Raw genomic sequence first — 26,460 nt, 5'->3', positions numbered from 1 at the left:
AGGCGCGGCGGCGGGAAACCTCCGTCGCCTTCTTCGTTCTGGGCTGACGGCGCCGCTCGCCGCGGCCAGACTGGATCATCATGCGCGCCTTCGCCGAACTTCTGGATCGCCTGTCTTTGACGGCGTCGCGCAACGCCAAACTGGTGCTGGTCCGGGACTATCTGAAGGCGACCCCCGATCCGGATCGGGGCTGGGCCTTGGCGGCCCTGACGGGGGATCTGACCTTCGACGCCGCCAAGCCGGCCATGATCCGAAAGGCGGTCGAAGGGCGGGTCGATGCGACCCTGTTCGGCTGGTCCTACGACTATGTCGGCGACCTGGCCGAGACCGTCGCCCTGATCTGGCCCGGTCAATCGGATCATCGCCCCAACCGCGAACCGGAACTGGGCGAGGTGGTGGACGCGCTGCGCGCTGCGGGCCGCACCGAGGTTCGAGGCTTGCTGGAAACCTGGTTGGACGCTCTGGAGCCGAAGGGGCGATGGGCCTTGCTGAAGCTGATGACGGGCGGACTGCGGGTCGGTCTGTCGGCGCGCCTGGCCAAGACGGCGGCGGCCATGATGCGCCCCGCCGAAGCGGTTGCGCCTCCTAAGGCGGAAGGCGGGGAGGCGCGTGCGGTCCTGGAGCCGGTGGATGTATCGGCGGTGGAGGAGGTTTGGCATGCTGTGGACCCGCCTTACGCCGATCTGTTCGCCTGGCTGGAAGGTCGCGCCGAACGGCCGAGCCCCGATGCGCCTGGACGGTTCAGGCCGGTCATGCTGGCCGTGGCCGTCGATGAGACGGCCGATCTGCCGCGGCTCGATCCAGCCGACTACGCCGCCGAATGGAAGTGGGACGGCATCCGCGTTCAGGCGGTGGTCGAGGGCGGTGTGCGCAAACTGTGGTCGCGCACCGGCGACGAGATTTCAGCCGCTTTTCCTGACGTGATGGAGACCCTGGCCTTCGCGGGCGCCTTGGACGGCGAACTGGTGGTCTGGCGGGACGGGGCCGTGGCGCCCTTCGGCGATCTGCAGCAAAGGCTGAACCGCAAGACGGTCGACGCCAAGGCCATGGCCGCCTTTCCCGCCGCCGTCATCGCCTATGATCTGCTGGCCGATGAGACCGGCGATTTACGGGCGCTGCCCCTCAGAGACCGCCGCGCCCGGCTGGAGGCGCTGGTCGGCGCCCATCCCGAGGCGCGCCTGCATCTCTCGCCTCTGGTCGATTACGCAGACTGGACGGAGTTGGCGCGGCTGCGGGCCGATCCGCCGGTCGGGGCGGCGGCCGAGGGCTTGATGCTGAAACGGTGGGACAGTCCCTATGTGGCCGGCCGACCAAAGGGGCCGTGGTTCAAGTGGAAACGTGATCCCCACGTCATCGACGCCGTTCTGATGTACGCCCAGCGCGGTCACGGCAAACGGTCGAGCTTCTACTCAGACTACACCTTCGGCGTCTGGACCGAGGCGGGCGCGCTGACCCCCGTCGGCAAGGCCTATTTCGGCTTTACCGACGAAGAGCTGAAGCAGTTGGACAAGTTCGTGCGGGACCATACCGTCGAGCGGTTCGGACCGGTGCGGTCGGTTCGGGCAGAACGGGATTTCGGCCTGGTGCTGGAGATCGCATTCGAGGGCCTTCAACGATCGTCGCGGCACAAGTCCGGCGTCGCCATGCGCTTTCCCCGCATCAGCCGAATCCGCTGGGACAAGCCGGCGCGCGAAGCCGACACCCTGGACGGGGTGATGGATCTTCTGGACGCCCTGGAAAGCGGCGGCGGACGGGTGGCTCGGAGTTGACGACCCGCGCCGGTTGCGGCGTCAGTCCGGGCGCACGACCATGCAGGTGACGCGACGTTCCGACAGAGCCTCGCACGCCGCCTTGGCGGCGTCCTCGGTCAGTCCGGTGAAGCGCGACCGGTACCATTCGCCCGCCGTCTGAACATTGCGTTCGGCGTTGGCGAATTGGGTGCGGAAGCGGCGATTGACCTCCGTCAGCCAGTCGGAAGCGACCTTTTCATCCTTGAAGGCGCCGACCTGAACAGCCCACCGGCCTGAGGCGCGTGATGGGGCGGCCCTTGCGGCTTCGCGGGCGGGCGGCGGCGTGGTTCGGCGCGCAGGCGCCGCAGCGCCGGATCCACCGTTCAGAGAGGCGGTGAGGTTGGCGGGCGCCCGACCGGCGGCGTCGGCGGCGGCGCGCCGTTCCGAAGGGGCGGGCGTGACGCGTGTCGGCAAAACCGCCGGGGCCGGCGCCGCCGTATAGGCCACGGCCGAGGTTTCGCCCCCGATGCCGTCTTCGTCGTCCGACAAGGCGGCGTAGGCCACCGGAGCGCTGGGCGACAGGGCTTCGGAGCCGACGCCGAAGCCGCGCTGTTCGAAGAAGGACTGGGCGATCTGGATCGACTCGCCCTGCGCCCGCCGCCGTTCGACCTCAAAGCCCGTGTCCATCAGTTCGGCGACATGGGCGTTGCGGCTGGCGCTGGAGCGACCGCCCAGCACGACGGTGATCAGCCGACGTCCGTCGCGCACCGCAGAGGCGGCGAGATTGTAGCCCGAGGCGTTGGTATAGCCGGTCTTCATCCCGTCATAGCCGTTTCCAGTGGGCAGGAGACCGTTGGTGTTGCGATAGCTGCGGCCGTTGTAGGCCCAGTCATGCAGGCCGAAATAGCTGTAGTACTGGGGAAAGTCCCGCATGATGGCGCGGGCCAGGATGGCCTGGTCGCGGGCTGAGGTCACTTGGCGCGCGTCGGGCAGGCCGTTGGCGGTGAAATAGCGCGTCTGGGTCATGCCCAACTGTTGGGCCTTCTGCGTCATCAGGCTGGTGAACCGGCTTTCGGAACCGCCCACATGTTCGGCGATGGCGACGGCCATGTCGTTGGCCGACCGCACGGCGGTGGCGCGCATGGCGTCGTCCAGGGTGATGGTCTGACCCGCCGCCAGGCCAAGTTTCGACGGCGGCTGGGAGGCGGCGTGGGGCGAAACCGTCAGGACGTCGTCAGCCTTGACCCGGCCCTGCGACAGGGCCTCGAAGGTCAAATAGAGCGTCATCATCTTGGTCAGGGAGGCCGGATAGCGACGGGCGTCGGCATGGCGCGAAAACAGAACCTCGCCCGAGGCGGCGTCTATGACGATGGCGGCGTAGCGGCTGTTTTCCTGGCTTTGAGCCTGGGCTTCGATCGGCCGGACGTTCGCGCTGAACACCAGCGACAGGGCGAGAACGGCGAAGAGACCACGGCGGAACAGTGAAAGCATGGGCGGATACGACCCTCGGTGAGCAGGGTGCGACAGGCCCCCCGGCCGACGCGATTGGAGGTCTAGCATAGGAGAGGCGGGTTTCAGGGTGGTTAACCGATCATCAACGCGAATTTGAAGAGCGAGTCACGAAATGGTGCAATGCACAATGATCCTTGATTTTTGTTCGCTTGTGCAGCATAAAGGTGATGACCCTGGGTCAACTAGATTGCGCCGTCCCTCCAAACCAATCGGAAACATGACCATGGCCGACACCGCCGAAACCATTAAGAAGACCGCCGATTCCGCCGCCAAGGCCCAAAACCAGGCTCAGGCCCATGCCGCCGATTTCCAAGCCGCCGGCGCCAAGGCGCTGCGTGAAGGCATCGACAAGTCGGTCGCGTCGCTGACTGAACTGAACGCCCACGGCAAGAAGAACCTGGACGCCGTGGTCGAGTCGGCCACCGTCGCCCAGAAGGGCGCCGAGGCCCTGTCGCAACAGGCTCTGGGCTTCGCCAAGACCAGCTGGGAAGACGGCGTCGCCGCCGCCAAGGAACTGTCGACCGCCCGCTCGGTCCAGGAGTTCTTCGAACTTCAGACGACCTGGGCCAAGAAGTCCATGGAACGCTATATGTCCGAACTGGCCAAGACCAACGAGATCGTCACCACGACGGTCAAGGACAGCCTGAAGCCCATCAATGAGCGCGTCACCGCCTCGGTCGAGACCTTCCAGGCCGCCCGCTAAGTCTGGCGATCGAAGCATTCGAAGGCCCCGAGGTTCGCCTCGGGGCCTTTTCTTTGTCTTCAGGGCAGGGGCGTGTGGTCGTAGCTGAAGACGCGCGCCAGCTTCCAGGTCTCGCCCTCGCGCTTCCACATCTGGGTGAAGCGGGCGCGGCCGACGCGGGTTTCGGGGCCGTCCCCGCGCCTCTCATAAAAGACGTGTTCGCCGGTTTCGACGGCGCCGTAGTTTTCGATCGGATAGACCGCCACCGCGTCCGCAAGCGCTTCGCGTCGAGACCGCCAGGCGTCCGGCGCAAGGCGGTCCTGACACCGATCGGCGTACTGGGCCACGAAACCGTCCGCATCCGTCGCCACCCGACCGCCCCTGTCGTCGAAGAATTCGAAATCGTCCGTAACGAGCGTCCGCAGGGTCGCAGGGTCGCACGCTTCGAAGAAGACGGAAAAGAGCCGGGCGTCCGCCGCCATGACCGACTCGCGCAGGGTCTGGCCCGGCGAGGGGGCGGCGAGCAGCGCCAATGCGGCCAATGGCGCGGCGGCGAGGGCGACGGACATGGGGGCGACCTTTGATTGGGGATGTCCCAACCTGTGGCGAAAGGGTTGCGGGATCACGTGAATCTTTCGTCAGCCTCCGCTCACGAAAGCCGTGACTGGACGCCGCTTCAAATCAGGCCATCATTCCCTATCTGATAGACAAGACGACTCCCCGATACGGAACACGAATGCCCATACAAAGGCCCGGTGAAACAGGCGGCGGACAAGGAACCGCCGTCGTCACCGAAACAAAGCCCAAGCTTCAGAAGCCCTCGCTTTACCGAGTGCTCATACTGAACGACGATTATTCGCCGATGGAATTCGTCGTCTATGTGCTGGAGCGGTTCTTCCAGAAGAGCCGAGAAGAAGCCACCCGCATCATGCTGCATGTGCATCAGCATGGCGTGGGGGTCTGCGGCGTCTACACCTATGAAGTCGCCGAGACCAAGGTCGCGCAGGTCATCGAAACCGCGCGCCGCCACCAGCACCCTCTGCAATGCACGATGGAAAAGGACTGAGAGGAGCCTCCCTATGCCTTCATTTTCCCGTCCTCTCGAAGAAACCCTGCACCGCGCCGTCGGCTACGCCAATGCGCGTCGGCACGAGTACGCCACGCTCGAACACCTGTTGCTGGCCCTGATCGACGACCCGGACGCCGCCAATGTCATGCGGGCGTGCAATGTCGATCTGTCGGCCTTGAAGGCGGCGCTGAACCTCTATGTCGACAATGATCTAGCCGCCCTCGCGACGGCGGACGGCGAGGACGCCAAGCCGACGGCGGGCTTCCAGCGCGTGATCCAGCGCGCGGTCATCCACGTCCAGTCCTCGGGTCGCGAAGAGGTGTCCGGCGCAAACGTGCTGGTCGCCATCTTCTCGGAGCGCGAGAGCCACGCCGCCTACTTCCTGCAAGAGCAGGACATGACCCGCTATGACGCGGTCAACTTCATCGCCCACGGCATCGCCAAGAAGGCCGGCGCCGGCGAGACCCGTCCGGCCAAGGGCACCTCGCCTGAGGAGGCCGAAGACCAGTCGGCGGTCAAACAGGGCGGCGAGGCGCTGGAAGCCTATTGCGTCGACCTCAATGAGAAGTCGCACCAGGGCAAGGTCGATCCCCTGATCGGCCGTCAGGCCGAGGTCGAACGCTCGATCCAGATCCTGTGCCGCCGGACCAAGAACAATCCGCTGCTGGTCGGCGATCCCGGGGTCGGCAAGACCGCCATCGCCGAAGGTTTGGCCCGCAAGATCGTCAACGGCGAGGTGCCCGACGTCCTGAAGGACGCCACCATCTATTCGCTGGACATGGGCGCGCTGCTGGCCGGCACCCGCTACCGCGGCGACTTCGAAGAGCGGCTGAAACAGGTGGTCAAGGAGCTGGAGAACCACGACAACGCCGTGCTCTTCATCGACGAGATCCACACGGTGATCGGCGCCGGCGCGACCTCGGGCGGGGCCATGGATGCGTCGAACCTGCTGAAGCCGGCCCTCGCTTCGGGTTCGCTGCGCTGCATGGGATCGACGACCTATAAGGAGTATCGCCAACACTTCGAGAAGGACCGCGCCCTGGTGCGCCGCTTCCAGAAGATCGACGTCAACGAGCCGACGGTCGAGGATACGGTGAAGATCCTGAAAGGTCTGAAAACCTATTACGAACAGCACCATAAGGTTCGTTACACTGACAGCGCCGTGCGGACGGCGGTCGAGCTGTCGGCGCGCTACATGACCGACCGAAAACTGCCGGACAAGGCGATCGACGTGATCGACGAGGCCGGGGCGTCGCAGATGCTGCTGACCGAATCCAAGCGCAAGAAGGTCATCGGCCAGAAGGAGGTCGAGGCCGTCATCGCCAAGATGGCGCGCATCCCGGCCAAGTCGGTCTCCAAGTCGGACACCGAGAGCCTGCGCGAGCTGGAGGTCGATCTGAAGCGGGTGGTCTTCGGCCAGGAGCAGGCCATCGAACAGGTGTCGGCGGCGATGAAGCTGGCGCGGGCGGGTCTGCGTGATCCGAACAAGCCGATCGGCAGCTTCCTGTTCAGCGGTCCGACCGGCGTCGGCAAGACCGAGGTGGCGCGTCAGCTGGCCTCCACCCTCGGCATCGAGATGCAGCGTTTCGACATGTCCGAGTACATGGAGCGGCACACGGTCAGCCGCCTGATCGGGGCGCCTCCCGGCTATGTCGGCCATGACCAGGGCGGTCTGCTGACCGACGCCGTCGATCAGCATCCCCATTCGGTGGTGCTGCTGGACGAGATCGAGAAGGCGCACCCGGACGTCTACAACATCCTGTTGCAGGTGATGGACAACGGCTTGCTGACCGACGCGGTCGGCAAGAAGGTGGACTTCAGGAACGTCATCCTGATCATGACCACCAACGCCGGCGCCGCCGACAACGCCCGCGCCTCCATCGGCTTCGGCCGCGGGAAGGTCGAGGGCGAGGACGAAAAGGCCATCCAGCGTCTGTTCGCGCCGGAGTTCAGGAACCGCCTGGACGCCATAGTGGCCTTCAAGCCGTTGCAGGCCGACACGATCCGCTCGGTGGTGACCAAATTCATCCTTCAGCTGGAAGCCCAGCTGGCGGACCGGAACATCACCATCGAACTGACGGACGAGGCGGCCGACTGGCTGGCCAAGAACGGCTTCGACGAACTGTACGGCGCGCGTCCGCTGGCGCGGGTCATCCAGGATTCGATCAAGAAGCCGCTGGCCGACGACATCCTGTTCGGGCGTCTGACGCGCGGCGGACACGTCAAGGTCCAGCTGAAGGACGGCAAGATCGACTTCGACATCAAGAGCGCCGGCGGCGTTCCGGCGAAGTCGGAGGAAGAAGAGACGGCCTGATCAGCCCGAGCGACGACGAGCGGAAGGCCCGGGCGGAGACGCCCGGGCCTTTTTTCATGCGCGGCGCGCTCGGCGGCGGCATACTGGGTCGATGGGGCAGGTTGAACAGATTGAAGAGGCGGCGGCCTTGCTCGCCCAGGCCGAGCGGCGGCAGGCGGACGGAGACCTGCACGGCGCCTTTGCGGCCTACAAGGCCTGTCTGAAAGCGGCCCCGGATTTCGCCCCCGGACTGGCGGGGCTGGGGCTGTTCCTGGTCGAGCACGGCGACCCCGGAACGGCGGCCAAACTGCTCAGCCGCGCTACGACTGTCGGGGATGACGTGCTGCGGCGGCGGGTAGAGCCGACCTTCGCGCGTCTGCTGGCGGGCCTGACGCCCAATGCTTGGAACGCCGTGCTGGATCGCGACCTGCAGACGTGCCTGGCCTCTCCAGCCGTCGACCCGCAGACGCTGGCGCGGGTGACCGCCGAGACCCTGTTGCTGAAGCAGGCGCGGTTCGATGGATCGGCGTCGATGTTGTCGGACATGGGCCGCGATCCGCTGTGGCTGGCCTTCCTGACACGGTGCGTGAACGTCAGCCCGGCCATGGAGACCCGACTGGAGACCGTGCGCGACGCCCTGGTGGAGATGCTGACGGAGGGGGACAGGCCGGACCCCGCGATAGGCGTTCTGATCGCCGCCTTGGGCGTCAGCGGGTTCGCGTCCGAATATGTCGCGTCGGCGCGGCACGCCGAGGGGGCGGCGGCTATCTTGTACAGGCCGCCGGCCCCGGCAGACCTGTCCGCCCTGGGCGAGGGCGAGATCCAGGCTCAACTGATCCGCCGCGCCGTTGACGAACCGGCGCGCGAGCGGGATCTGGCCCGGACGGTTCCCGCTTTCACGCCCCACGGTGGAGACGCCGTCTCCGAAGCGGTCAAGGATCAGTACGAAGCCAATCCTTATCCGCGCTGGTCGGCGCCGCCTTCGCCTCGACCTCGACCGCTTCGTGAAGTCGTTTCAGTCTTGCCGGGGTTGGATCGTAAAGCCTTCGGCGATCGTGTGGAGACGATGCTGATCGCCGGATGCGGCACGGGCTTCGAGCCCATCGACCTGGCGCGGATGGACCCTTCGCTGGCGATCACCGCCATGGACCTGAGCCGCGCCAGCCTGGCCCACGGCATGAGGGTGGCCGAGGACCTGGGTCTGACGCAGATCCGGTTTGTTCAGGGCGACATCCTGAAGCTGGACCAGGTTCAGGCGCGGTTCGACGTCATAACCAGCACCGGGGTGATCCACCATATGGCGCGACCGGAGGACGGGCTGGCGCGGCTGGCGGGCGTTCTGCGGCCCGGAGGCGCGGTGCGGCTGGGGCTCTACAGCGAGCGGGCGCGGGCGGTGGTGCGGGCGGCGCATGATCTGATCCGGGAGCGGGCCTGGACGCCGGTTGAGACGGACATCCGGGCGTTCCGCGCCCATGTTCTGGCCTTGCCGGACGGCGAGCCCCTAGCGGCGCTGAAGGAAAGCGCGGACTTCTACAGTCTCAGCGGATGCCGTGATCTGGTCTTCCACGTGCAGGAACATTGCTACACGCCGCCCCAACTGGACGATCTGCTGGCCGTCGCTGGTCTCCGCCTTATCGGTTTCGACGCCCCGCCCGAGGCTCAGTCGGCGTTCCGTTCGGCCTTCGGGCGCGCCGATCCGCTGGACCTGGACCTATGGGACAAGCTGGAGGCACAACACCCCAACCTGTTCGCCCGCATGTATCATCTGTGGGCGCAGAAGCCGGCCTAGGTGGACCTTCCCCCGCTTGCGGGGGGAAGTGTCAGCTCGTCGAGCGTAGCGAGACGGCTGACGATGGGGAAGTCTTCTTCCAGCCAAACAAGACTCCCCTCTCCGACCCTGGTTCGCTTCGCGAACGACGGGCCACCTCTCCCGCAAGCGGGAGAGGGTCAGTTTTCTTTTTTGAAGGGCGACAGTTCCTCAGTCATCTCCAGCCGTTGGGCCTCGACGGCTGGGCCTTCGCGGCGAAGATAGTCGGCCACTGGATCGCAAAGCGCCGGATCGGCGATGAAATGGGCGGAATAGACGGGAGAGGGCAGATAGCCCCGCGCGATCTTGTGCTCGCCCTGGGCGCCCGCCTCGACGCGGGACAGGCCGTGCGCGATGGCGAACTCGATCGCCTGATAATAGCAGAGCTCGAAATGGAGGAAGGGCACGTCTTCCAGCGCACCCCATTGGCGGCCGTACAGGGCGTCGCGGCCGATGAAGTTGAGAGCGCCGGCGATGGGCTTTTCGTCTCGGAAGGCCATGACGAGGGCGATCCGGTCCGCCATGGTCGCGCCCACGCGGCTAAAGAAGTCCCGGGTCAGATAGGGTCGCCCCCATTTCCGGTCGCCCGTGTCCATGTAGAAGGCGAAGAAGGCGTCCCAGTGGGCCTCGGCGATGTCGGCGCTCGTCAGGATGCGGATGTCCAGACCGGCCTGGGCGTCGCGGCGTTCGCGGCGGATGGTCTTGCGACGGTTGGCCGACAGGGCGGCCAGGAAGTCGTCGAAGGTCTGATAGCCGTTATTGCGCCAGATGAACTGGACGTCCTGGCGGGGCAGCAGGCCGGCCTGGGCCATATCCGTCCATTCCGTCTCGGTTGGGAAGTTGACGTGCAGGGACGAGACGCCCAGCCGCTCGACCAGGGTCAGGGCGCCCTGAAGCAGGGCCTGCCGCACCGTCGCGGCGTCCGTATCCGGGTGGTTCAGGAAGCGTGGGCCGGTCGCCGGGGTGAAGGGCACGGCGCCCAGCAGCTTGGGGTAATAGCGACCGCCGGCGCGCTCATAGGCGTCGGCCCAGCTGTGGTCGAAGACATATTCGCCCTGGCTGTGGCCCTTCAGATAGAGGGGCATGACGCCCAGGACGGCGTCATCCTCGTCACGCAGGGCCAGGTGTCGCGGCGCCCAACCCTGGTGCGGCGCGGCGCTGCCGGACGCCTCGCAGGCGTGCAGAAAATCGTAGGAGACGAAGGGATCGCCGGTGGGACACGCGCAGGCGTCCCAGGCCTCGCGGCCGATGTCGGCGATCCCGTCGTGAACCGTCAGTGTGAAGGTCAACGGATCTCCACGACGGCGTCCACCTCGACGGCGAAGCCGAGGGGCAGCTTGTAGACGCCGACGGCGGAACGGGCGTGGCGGCCGGCGTCGCCGAACACCTCGACCATCAGGTCCGAGCAGCCGTTGATGACGGCGGGAATGGCCTCGAATTCCGGTCCCGCCTGGACGAAGCCGCCCAGCTTCACGATCCGCACGACCCGGCCCAGGTCGCCGTCGCAGGCGGCCTTGATCTGGGCCAGCAGGTTGATCCCGCACAGGCGGGCGGCGGCGGCAGCCTGTTCCGGCGTCACGTCTACGCCGACCGTGCCCTTGATCCCGCCCGAGGCGTCGTTCGACAGCTGGCCCGAGATGTGGACGACCGCGCCCGACTGGACGAAGGGCACATAGTTGGCCACCGCCTTGGCGGGTTCCGGCAGGGTGATGCCGAGTTCGGCGATACGGGATTCGATGGTCATGGGGGCTCCTTGATCTGGTCGGCGGTTTAGCGCGGCGCAAGGGCGGCGTCACCCGTCCGGCGTCTTAAGCCTTCGCCAATCGCCATATGCCAGAATGGCGCTCATGGATCTGCACCTGACCTCTGACGTCGCCGCCTTTCAGGCCGTGTTGGCGCGCCTTTCGCCGTCGGACTGGGCGCACGTTGATGCAGCCATGGAGCCCGCCGCCGCCAAGGCCGCAGAGGCCGCGCCCCACTGGGATTTCGAAATGCCAGCCAGGGCGGTGGACGCCGTTCTGGGCGCATCCGCCTCTGACGCGGTTCGACGCGGCCTCATCGCCAGTTGGGCCCTGCGCTTGCCGGATCGGGTCGCGACCCTGGCTCTGCCGCCCGAAGTGCTGTCCCTCTATCCCTATTGGATCGAACAGCTGGCGGCCTTCCTGACCCAGGCGGAGGGCGATTACGACTTCGACCACTGGGCCAAGGATGTTCGCTTCAGCCTGGCGCTCAGCGTGCCGGCGGCCAAGAGCCAGGTCATCGACCTGAGTTCGCCGGTGGGGCCGGGACAGATCATCAAACATGTGCGCGACGGCTGGGGTTTCGGCCCGCTGTTCCGCTATCTGAAGGCGGGCGCCAAACGCGAGCCCTGGCTGGAGGTCCATACCGAGAGCCGCTGGCTGCGCGGCTTCAACGAGGAGGGTTGGAACGACGCCTGGGCCACGGCGGCGGAAATCTGTCGGACGCGACCGGAGCTGGCGGGGATGATCGGCTCCAGCTGGTTCTACGACCCGCCCCTGACCGAGATCAGCCCCCGCCTGGCGCACCTGCGGCTCAACCCGCTGAAGGGCGGGGCCTTTATGGTGCATCAAGGGCCGGGCGAGATTCACACGCAGCGGGCGGCAACAGCCTCTGCGTCGCGAAAGGCGTTGATCGACAGCGGTGAATACACCGCGCGGTCATGGCTGATGGTCTGGCCGAGGAAGGAGCTGATCGCCTGGGCGGATCGGCGCAAGGCCGTCGCCCTCGTCTGAGAGCCGGCGATGTTCGATAGCCCGATTATCGATTAGTGTGCTGACATTTTCGGATTGGAGCGACGGCATGTCGATGGCGGCGAAGCGTGCGGGCGGGGCGCATCCTCTGCGTTTGGTCGGCTGGGGCCTTGTGGCCTTGGCCCTATCGGCGCCGCTGGTGGCCATGCAGTTCACTCGCGAGGTCGCCTGGACGGCGTCGGACTTCCTGTTCGCGGGCGTCTTGCTGGTCGGAGCGGGCGTCTTGATCGAACTGACGCTGGCTTTGATCAAACGTCGTTCCTTGGCTCTGGCCGTCTGCGCCGCGGTGGTCCTGGCGGTTCTGCTGATTTGGGCCGAGGGCGCCGTGGGCGTTTTCTAAGCCGTTTCAGCCGGTGACGCGGCCCCACGCCGAGGCCACGGGTTGAATGTCCAGCCCGGCGGCCTTGGCTAGTCCGATCAGCCGGTCGATGTCTTCCGGGCGGCAGCCATAGGGGGTAGGCGCGTCGCTGACGTCGTGGCCGTAGGCGATCAGCCAGCCTCTAGAGCCCGCCGTGTCTGCGACAAGCTGTTCCAGATCATAGCCGGGCAGGCGACGGCTCTCCAGGCCGATGGCCTGCACCAGATTGCGATCCACGCGGCCGGTGTTGATCCCGTCGCGCACGCCTCGGCCGCACAGGAAGCGCCGCTCAATCACCGCCTTGGACCCCAGGGCGCAGTCGCCGAACGGATAGGCGAAGGTCTGCATCCGATAGCCGTCCAGCCGTTCCGACACCCAGGCGGCGTTACGGGCCAGGCTGGCGTCCAGTTCGGCCGGCGACAGGCGCAGGGTTGAGACGTGTTCATAGGTGTGGCAGCCGACCTCGTGTCCCGCCGCGTGCAGGGCCTGAAGGTGCTCGGTCTCGAACTGCGGCAGATCCAGATTGCGCCCGCCCGCCAGACCGCCGCAGACATAATAGGTGGCCTTCACCTCGTGCTGGGCCAGCACCGGCCCGGCTTCCAGCCAGGCGGAGGCGGGGATGTCGTCGAACGACAGGCTCAGCACGCCTCGCGGGGGCCGGATGGTCGCGGGGCGGACATCCAGATAACGGCCCGCGCGGCGGCGCATCTTATCGACGAAGGCGTTCATGCCGCCCTTATGGCTGATCGGGCTTAAGGCCGGGTTTCAGACCGTAACGGGTCGAGCGGTCAGGCCGCGCTCGCCGAAGACGCGGCGATAGCGTTGGATTTCGGCCGGATCGCCCACGGCCTTTTCCGGATTGTCCGACAGTTTGACGGCGGGACGCCCCCCGGCCTCGACCACCTTGCAGACCAGGGAGATGGGCTCAAGCTCGGGGGCGAAGGCGGGCGAACACTCGCGGAAGTCATTGGTCAGATTAGTGCCCCAGCCGAAGCTGAGCCGGGTGCGGCCATGGAAATGGGCGTGGGCCGCTTCGATACCGTCGATGTCCATGCCGTCGGAGAAGATCAGCAGCTTCTCGCGCGGATCGCGGCCCCGTTCGCGCCACCAGTCGATCAGCCGTTCGCCCGCCGGGATCGGCGGGGCCGAGTCGGGGCGGAAGCCGGTCCAGTCGGCGACCCAGTCGGGAGCCTTGTCCAGAAAGGCCTCTGTGCCGAAGGCGTCGGGCAGGACGACCAGCAGATTGCTGCCGTAATGCCGCCGCCACTCGTCCAGCACCGCATAGGGTGTCTGGGCCAGGCTGGCGTCGTCGGGGGCCAGGGCGGCCATGACCATCGGCAGTTCGTGGCCATTGGTGCCGATGGCCTCCAGATCGTTCTCCATGGCGTGGAGCACATTGGAGGTGCCGATGAAGGACCGGCCCAGGCCCTCCTTCAGGGCCTGAATGCACCAGCGTTGCCACAAGAAGCCGTGACGACGACGGGTGCCGAAGTCGGAGAGAGCCAGGTCTGGCAGGGCGCGCAGCCGCTCGACCTTGGACCACAGCCGGGTCTTGGCCCGCGAATAGAGGACGTCCAGTTCGAACCGTCCCAGCCGACGCAGCCCTGTGCGGCAGCGAAGTTCATTGAGGATGGCCAGGGCGGGGATTTCCCACAGGGTGACCTCGGCCCAGGCGCCGGAGAAGGTCAGGACATATTGGCCGTCCTGAACCGACAGGTCGTAATCGGGCAGGCGGTAGTCGGTCAGCCAGGCGATGAAGTCCGGCGAGAAGATCTGCTTCACGCCATAGAAGCTGTTGCCCGCCAGCCAGACCAATTCCTTGTTGGTGAAGCGCAATGTGCGGGCGTGGTCCAGCTGGTCGCGCAGTGCAGCGACGTCGATCTCGTCCGCTATACGGACCGACCGGGTGCGGTTGATGACCTGGAAGACCACGGGCGTGTCGCGATGTTCACGCCAGATCATCTGCAACATCAGCAACTTGTAGAAATCGGTGTCCAGCAGGCTGCGGACGATCGGGTCCAGGCGGAACCCGTGGTCGAAGGCGCGTTTGGCGAGGTCCATGCGCCCTCTTAGGTCTTAAGCGCCCGACCCGCCACCACGGCGTCCTTGCCGAACTTTTCCCGCAGCCGGTCGATGGCCCGTTCGGTCTTCAGGAGGCGGGTCTCGGCGCTTTGGAACAGACCGACAGGCGCGTCTTCCGCATCCTGAATATCCGCCATGCCGATACCGATCAGCCGATAGGGCGGCCCCAGTTCCGGTCGCAGCAGATCGCGACCGGCGGCGAACAGGGCGCGGGCGGTCTGGACCGGTTCGGCCAGGCTGATCCGCCGGGTGACGATCTTGAAGTCGGTGCGGCGCAGTTTCAGCACCAGGACGCGGCTGGCGACGCCATCGCGCCGCGCCTTTGACGCCAGTTTCTCGCACAGGGGCCAGAGCTCTGCCTCCAGGGCCTCGGCCGTGCTGAGGTCCTCGCTGAAGGTGGTTTCGGCGCTCATGCCTTTGCGGTCCCGCTCCGGGTTCACGGCCCGAGCGTCCCGCGCGTGGGCCAGGTCGTAAAGACGTAGGCCGGACTCGCCATAGCGTTTGACCAGATCGCGGACGTCGGCGCGCGCCAGATCGCCGATGGTGGCGTAGCCGTCGCTGCGCAGCGCCTTGCCGAACACCGGGCCGACGCCGGGCAGGGCGGTGACGGAGCGGGGCGCCAGCAGGGCCTGCGCATCCCCTGCGCCGATCACGGAAAAGCCGCGCGGCTTGTCCATCTCCGAGGCCATTTTCGCAAGGAAGCGATTGGGCGCCAGGCCGATCGAGACGGTCAGGCCGGTCTCGTCCTCGATCTGCTTCTGGAACCGGATCAACTGAAAGGCCGCAGGCCCGCCGTTCAGTCGCTCCGTGCCCGACAGATCGACCCAGGCCTCGTCCAGCGACAGCGGCTGGATCAGGGGCGTCAGCCGGCCCAGGGCGCCCAGGATGCGATCTGACTCAAAGACGTATTTGGCGAAGTCCGGCTTGATCACCACGGCCTCGGGACAGGCCTTCAGGGCCTTGAACATCGGCATGGCGCTGCCGACGCCATATTGGCGGGCGACATAGCAGGCGGTCGAAACCACGCCGCGCTTTCCCCCGCCGACGATCACCGGCCGGTCGCGAAGCTCGGGCCGATCGCGCTTCTCCACCGAAGCGTAGAAGGCGTCGCAGTCCATGTGCGCGATCGTCAACCGATCCAGTTCCGTGTGGGCGACGATGCGGCGCGATCCGCACGACGGGCAGCGCCGATCCGGCGGCCCGGCGGGGTCGGTTCCTGTCCACAGACAGTCGCGGCAGACGGCCTTTATGGCCACGCTTAAGGTCTCCGTAACCTTGGCTTCACCCCAACTTAAGACTGGGCAGGCAGTATGACGTTCAACGCGGCGTCGCCAATTCGCCGGCGACCCAGGTCAGGTGATGATGTCCAAGAAAGTCCTCATCGTCGAGGATAACGAGCTGAACATGAAGCTTTTTCATGATCTGCTCGATTCCCAGGGCTACGAGACCTTGCAGACCCGAGAGGGGCTTCAGGCCTTGGCCCTGGCGCGCGCGCACCATCCGGACCTGATCCTGATGGATATTCAACTGCCTGAAATTTCGGGTCTCGAAGTCACCAAATGGCTGAAGGACGACGAGGAGCTGAACCATATTCCCGTCATCGCCGTGACCGCCTTCGCCATGAAGGGCGATGAGGAGCGGATTCGTCAGGGCGGTTGCGAGGCCTATATCTCCAAGCCGATCTCGGTCATGCACTTCCTCCAGACCATTCGGCAGCATCTGGGATGAGCGCGCGAATTCTGGTCGTCGACGACGTAGACGTGAATGTGCGTCTGCTCGAGGCCAAGCTGACCATCGAATATTATGACGTGCTGACCTGCCACGACGGTCAGACGGCCTTGACCCTGGCGGCGAAAGAGCAGCCGGACCTGATCCTGCTGGACGTCATGATGCCTGGCATGGACGGTTTCGAGACTTGTCGGCGGTTGAAGGCGCGAGCTGAGACGCGGCACATTCCGGTGGTGCTGGTGACGGCTCTGGACGGACGAGCCGACCGCATTCGCGGCCTGGAGGCCGAGGCCGACGACTTTCTGACCAAGCCGATCGACGATGTGGTGCTGCTGGCGCGGGTCAAGTCGCTGACGCGGCTGAAGCAGGTGATGGACGAGCTGCGCGAGCGCGAGGAAAGCAGCCGGCGCATGGGCGTGGGCGACGAGGCTGCAGCGCGTCTGAGAACCGAAGGCGGCCGGGTTCTGATCGTCGATGACGACGAAAGCCAGGCCGCAGCGGTCGCTGCCGAACTGGGCCGCGAACACCGCGTGGTGGTGGAGACCGATCCCCAGGCGGCGCTTGCGGCGGCCAAGGGGCCGCTGGATCTGATCATCGTCAATGTGGCGGCCCAGAGTTTCGACGGATTAAGGGTCGTGGCCATGCTGAAATCCGGCGACGCGCGGCGCGCGCCGGTCCTCGCGATCGTGGAGCCCAGCGAGCGACCGCGGATGGTCAAGGCGCTGGAGTTGGGGGCTACCGACATTCTGCCGCGTCCGATCGACACCGAGGAGCTTTCGGCGCGTGTCCGCACCCAGATCCGGCGCAAACGCTATACGGACTTCCTGCGCCAGAAGCTGGACAGCAGTCTGGAAATGGCCGTCACCGACTCTCTGACGGGCCTGCACAATCGGCGCTACATGGCCGGCCAGCTGCAGGCCCTGGTGGGGCGCGCCACACACGGCGGCTCGCCGGTGGCTGTGCTGGTCTTGGATATCGACCACTTCAAGGCGGTCAACGACGGTTTCGGCCACGACGCCGGCGATGAGGTTCTTGCCGAGTTTGCGGTCCGGCTCGCCACCAATGTGCGCGCCGTGGACCTGCCCTGCCGTATGGGCGGGGAGGAATTCGTGGTGGTCATGCCGGGCGCGGGTCTGGAGGACGCCCGTATGGTGGCCGAGCGTATTCGCCGCGACATCGCCGCAGCGCCGTTCCGCGTGATGGGCGGCGAGGAGTTTTTGACCATCACCCTGTCGATCGGCGTCGCCGCGACCACCGGCGCCGGGGACACGCCCGAGGCCCTGCTGAAGCGGGCCGATGAAGGCGTTTATGAAGCCAAGGCCGGAGGCCGCAACAAGGTCGTCGCGCGCGCGGTCTGACGTCGCACCGGCGTAGCCGCAACGAAAAACGCCCGGCTGCGACCAGCCGGGCGTTTTCCTTTGTCAGCGGATCAAGGCGTTACTTGATCTTGCCTTCCTTGAACTCGACGTGCTTGCGCACGACCGGGTCGTACTTCTTGACGACCATCTTTTCGGTCATGGTGCGAGCGTTCTTCTTGGTGACGTAGAAGAAGCCGGTGTCGGCCGTGGAGTTCAGGCGGATCTTGATGGAAGCCGGTTTGGCCATCGGAATTACCTCTGCGACGGCGAAAGCCGCTTAAAATAAGAGGCGCGGAACATACTCAGACTCGATCCAAAGTCAACGGCCCAATCTCAGACGGCCGTCCACGGCCGAAGAGGCCGCACAGTCGCGCAGGCGGGGCCGCCGTCGCGGGCACGGCCGGGCAGAATCACCTCAAGCGTCTGACCGGCGCGGGCCTGGGCCAGAAGGGCGGCGGGAATGTCGTGGACATCGATCTTGGCGCGACGGCTCCATTCGCCGTGCTGTCCAGCCGATGTGCCGATGGCGATATAGATGAAGCGGCGCAACGGTCCCTCGCGTCGAACGAAGGGGCCGGTCAGCCGCCCGTCGTCGGACAGGGTCACGGGGACGTCGAAACTGATCGGACCGTCACCGGCGATACGGGGTTTGACCGGCGTGTTGGCCTTGTCCTGCAGGCTGTAGGCGACGCCTGGGACCGGGTCTGCTGTGGTCAGGCGCAGGGTGATGGCGCTAGGCATGGTCAGTCCCTGTGATCGACGATGTGGCGGCCGCGCACCATGCGGACGAAGGGGAGGGGGCGGTCGGGGCTGGTTCGATCCTGGCCAAGCCGCTCGGCCAGTTCGCCCAGCACGAAGCGGGTGATGGCGGGCAGATCAAGGGCGCGAGCGTCTTCCAGGGGAAGCCAGGCGATTTCGTCCAACTCGCCCGACCCTGTGGTCGGCTCGGGCGTCAGCAGGGCCTCGGCTGGGGCCATGAAAAAACGAGCGTCGAACCGGCGCGTGCGGCCGGGCGGCGTAACGGCGCGGGCGATGTAGGACAGGACCGAAAGATCGGGCAGGGCGCCCGCTTGGCGGTATTCGCGCCACGGTCCAGCGACGCTGGCGGAGGGCGCGGCGCGCCCCAGGATCAACCCGGTCTCCTCGAAGGTCTCGCGGATCGCCGTCAGGGCCAGGGCGCGGGCGCGGCGGGCGGGAACCTCGGCCTCCAGCCGACGCGCGACGTCTGACGCCAAGGCGCCGGTCGAGGCGGCGGTGAAATCCGCCCGGTCGATCCGCCCACCGGGAAACACCCACTTCGACGCCATGAAGACATGGCCCGGCGCCCGCCGCCCCATCAGCACCTCAGGCCGCGACCCGCCCCGTGTCACGATCAATGTCGCCGCGTCCTTGGGGCGTTGGGCGCCGCCGACGCGAGGCGCGTCGGTCAGGTCCTGCGCGGCGTCGAAGGGGGTCACCTCCGTTTGCCTTTGCGCACGCCCTTCAGCCCGCCCGAAGGTTTGGAGCCGTTGCGGGGCTTGGGGCCGCCCGGCCGGTTCTTGCCGCGGATCGGCGGGCCGTCGCCGCCTCGTCCCCGGACGCCGTAGCGAGGGGGCGGGGCGTTGGGATCGCGCGGCTCCGGTTCGCTGAGCATTTCGAACACCAGTCCGCCGGTGACGGGGGTGGCCTCCACCAGCCTGACCTCGACCATCCGGCCCAGGGTGAAGCGCTTGCCGGTGCGTTCGCCGACCAGGGCGTGGGCGCGGTCGTCATGTGCGAAATACTCGCCGCCCAGGGTGGAGACGGGAACCAGGCCGTCGGCGCCGGTCTCGTCGAGGCGGATGAACAGGCCGAAGCGGGTCACGCCGGTGATCCGTCCGGTGAAGTTCGCGCCGACGCGGTCCTCCAGGAAGGCGGCGATATAGCGGTCCATGGCGTCCCGCTCGGCCGCCATGGACCGGCGCTCGGTCATGGTCACGCCCTCGGCGATGGCCGGCAGTTCGGCGATCTCGCGGTCGGTCAGCCCGTCCTTGCCGAGGTTCAGCGCCCGGATCAGGCCGCGGTGAACGATCAGGTCGGAATAGCGCCGGATCGGCGAGGTGAAGTGGGCGTAGCGGTCCAGGTTCAGACCGAAGTGGCCGACGTTTTCCGGCGAATAGACGGCCTGCATCTGGGTGCGCAGAACCACTTCGTTGACCACATCGGCGTATTCGCCGTCGCGGGTCTCGTCCAGCAACTTGTTGAACCGCTTGGTGGTGCCCGGCTCGCCCTTGTTCCACGGCTTGCCGATGGTCGAGAGGAAGTCGGCCAGGTTGAAGATCTTCTCCTGACTTGGGGCGTCGTGGACGCGATAGATCAGGGGCGTCTTCTTCTGCTCCAGGGTCTCGGCGGCGCAGACGTTGGCCTGGATCATCATCTCCTCGATCAGCCGGTGCGCCTCCAGCGAGGCGCGCTTCTCGATGGAGGCGATCCCGCCGTCGGGCGCCATGCGGATGCGGCGTTCGGCGGATTCGATCTGGAGCGGACTGCGCTTCAGCCGGCCCTTCAGCATGGCGTGATAGGCGTTCCACAGCGGATAGAGGATGGTCTCCATGATCGGCCCGGTCGTGTCGTCGGCCCCGCCCCCCTTTTCAGGCCCGTCTATGGCGGACTGGGCCTGTTCGTAGCTGAGCTTGGCGTGCGACCGCATCAGGCCGCGCACGAACCTGTGGCCGGTCTTGCGGCCGTCCTTGTCGAACATCATCCGCACCGCCAGACAGGCGCGGTTCTCGCCCTCCTTCAGGCTGCACAGGCCGTTCGACAGCACCTCGGGCAGCATCGGCTCGACGCGGTCGGGGAAATAGGTGGAGTTGCCCTTGTCGCGCGCCTCTCGGTCCAGCTGGCTGCCGGGGCGGACGTAGGCGGCGACGTCGGCGATGGCGACCCAGACGATCCAGCCGCCGGGGTTTTTCGGATCTTCGTCGCGGGCGGCATAGACGGCGTCGTCGTGGTCACGTGCATCGGCGGGGTCGATGGTGATGAAAGGGATTTCGCGCAGGTCTTCGCGCCCCTTCAGCGTCGGCAGTTCCTGATCCTCGGCCTCACGCTCGACGGCCTCGGAGAAGCCGGTCGGGACGCCGTGGGCGTGGATGGCGATCAGGGAGGCGGCGCGGGGATCGTCCTCCTTGCCGATATGCTCCAGGATCTTGCCGCGCTTGGGCCCATAGCGCTGGTCGCCCTTTTCAACGGCGGCCAGGACCAGATCGCCGTCGCGCAGATCGCCGGATTGGGCCTGGGGCACCAGCAGCACGTCCTTGGAGCGACGGTCGACCGGCTCGACGCGGGTCTCGCGCGCCGACTTGCGGATGACGCCCAGGACACGGTTCGTCCCGGCGTCCAGCCGTTTGATCAGTCGCGCCTCCCAGCCGTCGTCGCCGCGCTGGAACTTGACCAGCAGCCGGTCGCCCAGGCCGGGGGCCGGACCGGGCTTTGCCTTGTCCGGCATCAACAGGGCGCGGGGCGCATCGGCGCCGGCCTCGACCAGGCGGACGTACAGTTCGCCGTCGCCGTCGCGTTCGATCACGTCGGCGACGCCGACGGGGGGCAGGGCGCCGGCTTCTGAGAAGCCCTTGCGGCCGCGCTTGCCCAGCCGGCCCTCAGCCTCCAGCTCGCGGATCATTTCGCGCAGGGCCCGGCGATCGCCGCCCTTGAGGCCGAAGTGGCGGGCGATATCGGTCTTCTCGGCCGATCCGGCCTCGCGCAGGAAGGCGAGGAGGGTGTCTTTGTCGGGGAGACCGGCGGGCGGCCTCTTGGGTGATTTGGTCATTGCGTCTTTCGTAGCGCGGAACCGCGCCCTTGGGTCAAATCTTGCGTGAGTTGACCATGTGAATGTGAGGCCTCAGCCTCGCTGCGTCCCGAACCGGAGCCTACGATGTCCCTGAACGCCCCCGCCCTTAGCGTGACCGTGAAGTCGCCGCTGGATCTGATCGGCCGGACGCCGATGGTGGAGGTGACGAAGATCGACACCGGCAAGTGCCGGCTGTTGCTGAAACTGGAGTCCCAGAACCCGGGCGGTTCGATCAAGGACCGGATCGCGGTCGAGATGCTGGATGCGGCCGAACGTGAGGGATGGCTGAAGGAAGGCGGCACGATCGTCGAGGCGACGGCGGGCAACACCGGCCTGGCCCTGACCCTGGTCGGGCGGGCGCGTGGATATAAGGTGCTGCTGGTCATTCCGGACAAGATGTCCAAGGAAAAAATCCAGCATCTGCGGGCCATGGGCGCCGATGTTCGCCTGACGCGGTCGGACGTTCCGCACGGACACCCGGAATATTACACCGACATGGCCGAGCGTTTGGCCCAGGCCATCCCCGGCGCCTATTACGTCAACCAGTTCGCCAACCAGTCGAACGCCGACGCCCATGTGAAGACCACGGGGCCGGAGATCTGGGAACAGACGGGCGGCGACATCGACGCCTTCGTCGCCGGCATCGGCTCGGGCGGCACCATCACCGGCGTCGCGCGCTATCTGAAGAGCGTCGGCTCCAAGGCCCAGATCATCCTGGCCGACCCGGTCGGATCGACCCTGGCCGGCATCGTCAACGACGGCGTGCCGGGGCCGGACGGCAGCTATACGGTCGAGGGCATCGGTCAGAACTTCGTGCCCGATACGGCGGACATGAGCCTGATCGACAAGGCCTATTCGATCCCGGACGCGGAAGCCATCGCCACGGCGCGCGAACTGCTGCTGAAGGAAGGCATTCTGGCCGGATCGTCTTCGGGCACTCTGATCGCCACGGCCCTGCGCTGGTGCCGCGAACAGACTGAGCCCAAGACCTGCGTCACCTTCGTCTGCGACACCGGGGCCAAGTATCTGTCCAAGGTCTATAACGACGCCTGGCTGGCGGATCAGGGCCTGGGCGAGCGCGAGCTGCACGGCGATCTGTCGGACCTGATCAACCGCAAGTACGAGCGGGGCGACGTGGTCGTGGCCGGGCCGGGCGACACCCTGGACACGGCCTTCAAACGGATGAAGGGCGCCGATGTCTCCCAGCTGCCGATCATCGAGGACGGGCGTCTGGTCGGCATCCTGGACGAGAGCGACCTGGTCCAGGTGATGAACACCGATGAGATCACCCGCAAGGAGCGGTTCGCCAAGCCGGTCGCCGACGCCATGACGCGCGATCTGGACACGGTCCAGGTCAATGAGCCGCTGGACGCCCTGATCCCCCTGTTCGACCGCGACCGGGTGGCCATCGTGCTGGACGGCGAAAAGTTCGTGGGCCTGATCACCCGCACCGACCTGATCAACCACCTCAGCCTGAACCGGTAATCCCATGGCCGACAAGAAGAACAGCCAGGGTTTCTCGACCCGCGCCATACATGCCGGACAGAAGCCGGACCCGACGACGGGGGCGGTGATGACACCGATCTACGCCACCTCGACCTACGCCCAGGAAAGTCCGGGCGTGAACAAGGGCTATGAATACGCGCGGGGCAAGAACCCGACGCGCGAGGCGTTCGAGGCCTGTATCGCGGACCTGGAGGGCGGCGCCCACGGGTTCGGCTTCGGCTCGGGCATGGCGGCGACCTCGACGGCGCTCGAACTGCTGGATGCGGGCGATCATATCGTCACGGGCGACGACCTGTACGGCGGCTCGTGGCGCCTGTTCGAGCGGGTACGGCGGCGGACCATGGGACTGGACTTCGCCTATGTGGACCTGAGCGACATCGCGGCGGTCGAGGCGGCGATCACGCCCAAGACGAAGATGCTGTGGGTCGAAACCCCGACCAATCCGCTGATGAAGCTGGCCGACATCGCCGCCCTGTCCAAGTTGGCCAAGGCGCATGGCCTGCTGCTGATTGTCGACAACACCTTCGCCACACCCTTCTGCCAGCAGCCGTTGATGCTGGGGGCGGACATCGTCATGCACTCAGCCACCAAATATCTGAACGGCCATTCGGACATCATCGGCGGCGTGCTGGCGACGGCCGATCCTGAGCTGGCGACGCGGATCAAGTTTCTACAGAACTCGGTCGGCGGGATCATGGGGCCGTTCGACGCCTTCCTGGCCAACCGTGGCCTGAAGACCCTGGCGCTGCGGATGAAGGCCCACTGCGAGAACGCCCTGACGGTGGCGCGCTGGCTGGAGACCCGGTCGGGCGTGGCGAAAGTCATCTATCCCGGCCTGATCGCCCATCCGCAGCACGAACTGGCGGCGCGCCAGATGCGCGGCGGTTACGGCGGCATGGTGACGGTGATCCTGGACGGCGACCTGGAGCGGACCAAGCGGGTGCTGGAGCAGGTGCAGGTCTTTACGCTGGCGGAGTCGCTGGGCGGGGTTGAAAGCCTGGTGAACCACCCGGCCATCATGACCCACGCCAGCGTGCCCAAGGAGGTCCGCGAGAAGGGCGGGATCACCGACAGCCTGATCCGCCTGTCGGTCGGGGTCGAGGACGTCGAGGACCTGATCGCCGACCTGGATCAGGCCCTGGGCTGATCTCAGCCGGTCGGCAGAGCCGTCTGGTGGCCGGTGACGGGGGGCAGCTTCTTCTTGGGGACGGCGCGCTTCGCCGGCGGGGCCTTGACGGGCTTGGGCAGGGCGGCGCGGCGGGCCAGTTCGTCGTCGATGACCGGCAGGATGTCGCTGGCGGCCATCACCTGAGTCGAGGCGCCGTGTTCGACCAGACGGGCGGCGTTGGCGCGCAGTGTGGTCAGGTCGGCGTCGGTCATGGTGGGGATCATGTCGGCGAGCGGGGTCATGTCGTCATCCGTGCAGAAAGGCTTCAGGGCCGGCGCGCGAGGCGCCAGCCCTTCAGCTGATTGAAGGCGATCTCGACCACGACACGGTCGCCGAGCAGGGACACGCCGTTCGGCGCACCCAGGGTCGGCAGGACCGTGACGATGTGGCCGTTGTCCAGGCGGACCTTCCGGCCGCCCAGAGGCAGGAGCTTCGTCACCTCGCCGTCGAAAGCGATGGCGGGCGAGCCAAGAAGCTTGTCCTACTCCGCCGCCGAAAGGCGGCCGGCGGATTCCTTGCCGGAGCGCTGGTCGCGCTCGATCTCGTAGCCGATCTTCTGGCCTTCGTTCAGCGAGCCGAGGCTCGAGGTTTCGACCGCCGAGGCGTGGACGAAGACGTCCTTGCCGCCGTCATCAGGGGCGATGAAGCCGTAACCCTTTGTGGGATTGTACCATTTTACAGTGCCGGTAGCCATTTGGAGACCTCCGTCTGGCGTTGACCGAAGGGAGGGCCCCAAGCGGTCTGTCGGGTCTGAATGGGATCGGCGTTTGGACCTCGGTGCGTGATGCAAAGGGAGCAGCGGCGTTACGCAGAGAGATCGACGCCCTCGATATGGGAAGCCCAAGGCGCGGGCGCAAGGGTGCGGGTCAGAAGGCGTAGGCGACCTCGGCCACCAGGGCCTCCTCGTACTGTTCGCCGAATGTATGGGCGTCCGTGTCGTGGTAGCGCAGATCCAGCGCCAGGGCGTCCGTCAGGGCGTAGGTCACGCCCGCGTTCCAGCCGGTGTAGTCGGGGGCGCCGTCCTGTTCGCGGCGGCCGACGGCGGCGGAGCCCTCCAGACGGGGACTGAAGGCCCAGGCGAGTTGGGCTTCGACCCAGGTGAAGGACCGTGCTGAGCCGGCCGCGTCGGGCGAATACTGGACCTGCAGCCGGGCCTCGGCGGGGCCGACGGCGCGGCTGATGTCGCCGGTCAGCTCCCAACCGTCGGCGTCATAGCCGGGATCAACGTCCCATCGGTTCTTGTAGGCCAGGCTGAGGTCGAAGGCGTAGCCCCAGGCTTCGGGCCGGTAGCCGGCGACCAGTTCGGTCTCGAACCGGGAACCCCCGGTTTGGATCGTCTCGAACCCGGGACCGGCGTAGAAACGGCCGTCGGCGGACTCCCAGGTCGCAGCGCCGAAGACATAGCCGTCGTTGCCGGACTTGGACGCCGCCTTGGATCGGTTGTCCGTCCCAGCCCCCAGCTCGAAACCCCAGTCCGAGGAAGGACCGGAGGTCTGGGACAGGGCGGGGGCGGCGAGGCCCGCAAGGGCGACGGCGAGGGGAACGGAGAGGCGGGCAGCGCGTGTGTTTCGGATCATGGGGGCTCCAACGCGCGAACCGCGCGAAAGAGCCCCTTAGCCTGTCGGGAACCGGGCTGAAAACTGTTCCGTGGCCTGAGCGAACTCTTGTCGCAGGCGGGCGACCAGTTCGGCGGTCGGAACGACGTCGTGGATGGCCCCTGCGCCCTGGCCGGCGGACCAGACCGTCTTCCAGGCCTTGGCTTCGTCGCCCATGTCCAGCTTGTGCTCGGGCAGATGTTTGGGATCGATCCCGTTTTCGACCAGGGACTTGGTCATGAAGTTGGCGGGAATACCCGAGACCGCCGGGGTATGGACGATGTCGGTCGAGCCGCTGTCGATGACCATCTGCTTATAGGCCTCGGGCGCCAGGGCTTCGGCCGTGTTGATGAAGCGGGTGCCCATATAGGCGAAATCGGCGCCCATCATCAGGGCCGCCGCCACGTCTCGGCCCGTCGAAATGGCCCCGGCCAGGATGATGGTCCCGTCGTAGAAGGACCGGACCTCGTTGATCAGGGCGAAGGGATTGATGATGCCGGCGTGGCCGCCGGCGCCGTTGGCGACCAGGATGAGGCCGTCGACGCCCGCCTCGGCCGCCTTTCGGGCGTGACGGATGTTGGCGATGTCGTGGAAGACCACGCCGCCGTAGCCGTGGACCGCATCCACCACGTCACGCACCGCGCCGAGGGAGGTGATGATCAGGGGCACCTTCTCCTCGACCGACACCATCATGTCGGCCATCAGCCGGGGGTTGGTCGGGTGGACGATGTGGTTGACGCCGAAGGCGGCGGCGTCGGGGGACAGGCGACCCTTGATCTCCTGCAGCCAGTCCCGATAGCCCTCGGTGGTGCGCTGGTTCAGCGACGGGAAGGTTCCGATGATCCCGGCGTTGCAGGCCTCGACCACCAGATCCGGCCCCGAGACCAGGAACATCGGGGAGGAGATGACCGGCAGGGTCAGGCCTTTTTGAAGCGAAGCGGGAATGGCCACAGGCGTCTCCTTCAGTTTCGTTTCAGGACGCATACCGGGCTGTCG

At 66.6% G+C, this 26,460-nt stretch carries 27 protein-coding genes; 11 read left to right on the top strand and 16 right to left on the bottom strand.

Going from position 1 to position 26,460, the window contains the following annotated elements; all coding sequences use genetic code 11:
* Window positions 1-80 precede the first annotated feature (80 nt).
* Complete coding sequence (locus tag ACZ5M6_RS13725) at window positions 81-1,769, top strand: cisplatin damage response ATP-dependent DNA ligase (protein WP_464158925.1); 1,689 nt, start codon at window positions 81-83, stop codon at window positions 1,767-1,769.
* A 21-nt stretch (window positions 1,770-1,790) separates the two neighbouring features.
* Here the strand turns inward: ACZ5M6_RS13725 and ACZ5M6_RS13720 are convergent, their stop codons facing one another.
* Window positions 1,791-3,221 (bottom strand): serine hydrolase, encoded by a 1,431-nt coding sequence (locus ACZ5M6_RS13720; protein ID WP_182713556.1) that lies wholly within the window; start codon window positions 3,219-3,221, stop codon window positions 1,791-1,793.
* Between the two features lie 244 nt (window positions 3,222-3,465).
* Between ACZ5M6_RS13720 and ACZ5M6_RS13715 the strand changes: the two genes are divergently transcribed.
* Entirely contained in the window at window positions 3,466-3,945 is a 480-nt protein-coding gene (locus ACZ5M6_RS13715) for a phasin family protein (protein ID WP_182713555.1), read from the top strand.
* Window positions 3,946-4,004: 59 nt separating this feature from the next.
* Here ACZ5M6_RS13715 and ACZ5M6_RS13710 read toward each other — a convergent pair whose 3' ends face one another.
* Entirely contained in the window at window positions 4,005-4,493 is a 489-nt protein-coding gene (locus ACZ5M6_RS13710; protein WP_054766177.1) for a nuclear transport factor 2 family protein, read from the bottom strand.
* Window positions 4,494-4,660: 167 nt separating this feature from the next.
* Between ACZ5M6_RS13710 and clpS the strand changes: the two genes are divergently transcribed.
* From clpS to ACZ5M6_RS13695, 3 genes are all read left to right on the top strand, one after another.
* Entirely contained in the window at window positions 4,661-4,990 is a 330-nt protein-coding gene (gene clpS / locus ACZ5M6_RS13705) for an ATP-dependent Clp protease adapter ClpS (RefSeq protein WP_054766176.1), read from the top strand.
* A 13-nt stretch (window positions 4,991-5,003) separates the two neighbouring features.
* Complete coding sequence (clpA, locus tag ACZ5M6_RS13700; protein ID WP_464158924.1) at window positions 5,004-7,307, top strand: ATP-dependent Clp protease ATP-binding subunit ClpA; 2,304 nt, start codon at window positions 5,004-5,006, stop codon at window positions 7,305-7,307.
* 91 nt (window positions 7,308-7,398) lie between these two features.
* Window positions 7,399-9,075, top strand: a complete 1,677-nt coding sequence (locus ACZ5M6_RS13695) for a class I SAM-dependent methyltransferase (protein WP_464158923.1) — start codon at window positions 7,399-7,401, stop codon at window positions 9,073-9,075.
* A 158-nt stretch (window positions 9,076-9,233) separates the two neighbouring features.
* Here the strand turns inward: ACZ5M6_RS13695 and ACZ5M6_RS13690 are convergent, their stop codons facing one another.
* Together ACZ5M6_RS13690 and ACZ5M6_RS13685 are read right to left on the bottom strand one after the other, a co-directional pair.
* Window positions 9,234-10,382, bottom strand: a complete 1,149-nt coding sequence (locus tag ACZ5M6_RS13690; protein WP_464158922.1) for a GNAT family N-acetyltransferase — start codon at window positions 10,380-10,382, stop codon at window positions 9,234-9,236.
* The gene (locus tag ACZ5M6_RS13685; protein WP_054766172.1) at window positions 10,379-10,837 is read right to left on the bottom strand and encodes a RidA family protein; all 459 of its coding nucleotides are present in this window, start codon (window positions 10,835-10,837) and stop codon (window positions 10,379-10,381) included. Before ACZ5M6_RS13685 ends, ACZ5M6_RS13690 begins: the two co-directional genes overlap by 4 nt.
* A 103-nt stretch (window positions 10,838-10,940) precedes the next feature.
* Here ACZ5M6_RS13685 and ACZ5M6_RS13680 point away from each other — a divergent pair, with 103 nt between their 5' ends.
* Window positions 10,941-11,846, top strand: a complete 906-nt coding sequence (locus tag ACZ5M6_RS13680) for a hypothetical protein (protein WP_183214782.1) — start codon at window positions 10,941-10,943, stop codon at window positions 11,844-11,846.
* Window positions 11,847-11,913: 67 nt separating this feature from the next.
* Window positions 11,914-12,204, top strand: a complete 291-nt coding sequence (locus ACZ5M6_RS13675; RefSeq protein WP_348684213.1) for a hypothetical protein — start codon at window positions 11,914-11,916, stop codon at window positions 12,202-12,204.
* A 6-nt stretch (window positions 12,205-12,210) separates the two neighbouring features.
* Here ACZ5M6_RS13675 and ACZ5M6_RS13670 read toward each other — a convergent pair whose 3' ends face one another.
* From ACZ5M6_RS13670 to ACZ5M6_RS13660, 3 genes are read right to left on the bottom strand one after another with little or no spacing between them, the layout of a single operon-like run.
* Window positions 12,211-12,951: a polysaccharide deacetylase family protein gene (locus tag ACZ5M6_RS13670; protein WP_464158921.1), complete on the bottom strand. Its 741-nt coding sequence runs from the start codon at window positions 12,949-12,951 to the stop codon at window positions 12,211-12,213.
* A gap of 36 nt (window positions 12,952-12,987) precedes the next feature.
* Window positions 12,988-14,283: a nicotinate phosphoribosyltransferase gene (locus ACZ5M6_RS13665; protein ID WP_464158920.1), complete on the bottom strand. Its 1,296-nt coding sequence runs from the start codon at window positions 14,281-14,283 to the stop codon at window positions 12,988-12,990.
* A gap of 8 nt (window positions 14,284-14,291) precedes the next feature.
* On the bottom strand, window positions 14,292-15,560 hold the full coding sequence (locus tag ACZ5M6_RS13660; protein ID WP_464158919.1) for a DNA polymerase IV: 1,269 nt from the start codon (window positions 15,558-15,560) through the stop codon (window positions 14,292-14,294).
* Window positions 15,561-15,666: 106 nt separating this feature from the next.
* On the opposite strand from ACZ5M6_RS13660, the gene ACZ5M6_RS13655 reads away from it, so the two are divergent.
* Together ACZ5M6_RS13655 and ACZ5M6_RS13650 are read left to right on the top strand one after the other, a co-directional pair.
* Window positions 15,667-16,032 (top strand): response regulator, encoded by a 366-nt coding sequence (locus ACZ5M6_RS13655; RefSeq protein ID WP_182713570.1) that lies wholly within the window; start codon window positions 15,667-15,669, stop codon window positions 16,030-16,032.
* Window positions 16,029-17,390, top strand: coding sequence for a PleD family two-component system response regulator (locus ACZ5M6_RS13650; protein ID WP_183214777.1), 1,362 nt, complete (start codon window positions 16,029-16,031; stop codon window positions 17,388-17,390). The genes ACZ5M6_RS13655 and ACZ5M6_RS13650 overlap by 4 nt, the downstream gene beginning before the upstream one ends.
* A gap of 79 nt (window positions 17,391-17,469) precedes the next feature.
* Here the strand turns inward: ACZ5M6_RS13650 and rpmG are convergent, their stop codons facing one another.
* From rpmG to rnr, 4 genes are all read right to left on the bottom strand, one after another.
* The gene (gene rpmG / locus ACZ5M6_RS13645) at window positions 17,470-17,637 is read right to left on the bottom strand and encodes a 50S ribosomal protein L33 (protein WP_003164451.1); all 168 of its coding nucleotides are present in this window, start codon (window positions 17,635-17,637) and stop codon (window positions 17,470-17,472) included.
* Between the two features lie 86 nt (window positions 17,638-17,723).
* Complete coding sequence (locus ACZ5M6_RS13640) at window positions 17,724-18,131, bottom strand: DUF5990 family protein (RefSeq protein ID WP_464158918.1); 408 nt, start codon at window positions 18,129-18,131, stop codon at window positions 17,724-17,726.
* 2 nt (window positions 18,132-18,133) lie between these two features.
* Window positions 18,134-18,847 carry an NUDIX hydrolase gene (locus tag ACZ5M6_RS13635; RefSeq protein ID WP_152950642.1) on the bottom strand — a complete coding sequence of 238 codons (714 nt, stop codon included), beginning with the start codon at window positions 18,845-18,847 and terminating at the stop codon, window positions 18,134-18,136.
* Window positions 18,844-21,174 (bottom strand): ribonuclease R, encoded by a 2,331-nt coding sequence (gene rnr, locus ACZ5M6_RS13630; protein ID WP_464158917.1) that lies wholly within the window; start codon window positions 21,172-21,174, stop codon window positions 18,844-18,846. The genes ACZ5M6_RS13635 and rnr overlap by 4 nt, the downstream gene beginning before the upstream one ends.
* Before the next feature lie 105 nt (window positions 21,175-21,279).
* Between rnr and ACZ5M6_RS13625 the strand changes: the two genes are divergently transcribed.
* Together ACZ5M6_RS13625 and ACZ5M6_RS13620 are read left to right on the top strand one after the other, a co-directional pair.
* A complete protein-coding gene (locus tag ACZ5M6_RS13625) occupies window positions 21,280-22,680 on the top strand; it encodes a pyridoxal-phosphate dependent enzyme (RefSeq protein WP_464158916.1) in 1,401 nt (466 codons plus the stop codon).
* Window positions 22,681-22,684: 4 nt separating this feature from the next.
* Window positions 22,685-23,848, top strand: coding sequence for a cystathionine gamma-synthase (locus ACZ5M6_RS13620; RefSeq protein WP_464158915.1), 1,164 nt, complete (start codon window positions 22,685-22,687; stop codon window positions 23,846-23,848).
* 2 nt (window positions 23,849-23,850) lie between these two features.
* On the opposite strand, the gene ACZ5M6_RS13615 is transcribed toward ACZ5M6_RS13620, so the two are convergent.
* The 5 genes from ACZ5M6_RS13615 to ACZ5M6_RS13595 form a co-directional block, all read right to left on the bottom strand.
* Entirely contained in the window at window positions 23,851-24,111 is a 261-nt protein-coding gene (locus tag ACZ5M6_RS13615) for a hypothetical protein (RefSeq protein WP_464158914.1), read from the bottom strand.
* Window positions 24,112-24,134: 23 nt separating this feature from the next.
* Window positions 24,135-24,308, bottom strand: coding sequence for a hypothetical protein (locus ACZ5M6_RS13610; RefSeq protein WP_152950636.1), 174 nt, complete (start codon window positions 24,306-24,308; stop codon window positions 24,135-24,137).
* 42 nt (window positions 24,309-24,350) lie between these two features.
* Window positions 24,351-24,563, bottom strand: a complete 213-nt coding sequence (locus tag ACZ5M6_RS13605) for a cold-shock protein (RefSeq protein WP_182713543.1) — start codon at window positions 24,561-24,563, stop codon at window positions 24,351-24,353.
* Window positions 24,564-24,735: 172 nt separating this feature from the next.
* Window positions 24,736-25,446: a TorF family putative porin gene (locus ACZ5M6_RS13600; protein ID WP_464158913.1), complete on the bottom strand. Its 711-nt coding sequence runs from the start codon at window positions 25,444-25,446 to the stop codon at window positions 24,736-24,738.
* A 36-nt stretch (window positions 25,447-25,482) separates the two neighbouring features.
* A complete protein-coding gene (locus ACZ5M6_RS13595; RefSeq protein ID WP_228184428.1) occupies window positions 25,483-26,415 on the bottom strand; it encodes an NAD(P)H-dependent flavin oxidoreductase in 933 nt (310 codons plus the stop codon).
* Between the last annotated feature and the right edge of the window lie 45 nt (window positions 26,416-26,460).

It is taken from the genome of Brevundimonas sp. Br13 (assembly GCF_055391505.1).
Note: the sequence above shows the minus strand (reverse complement) of the source record. Positions and strands in the feature narration are given on the sequence as shown.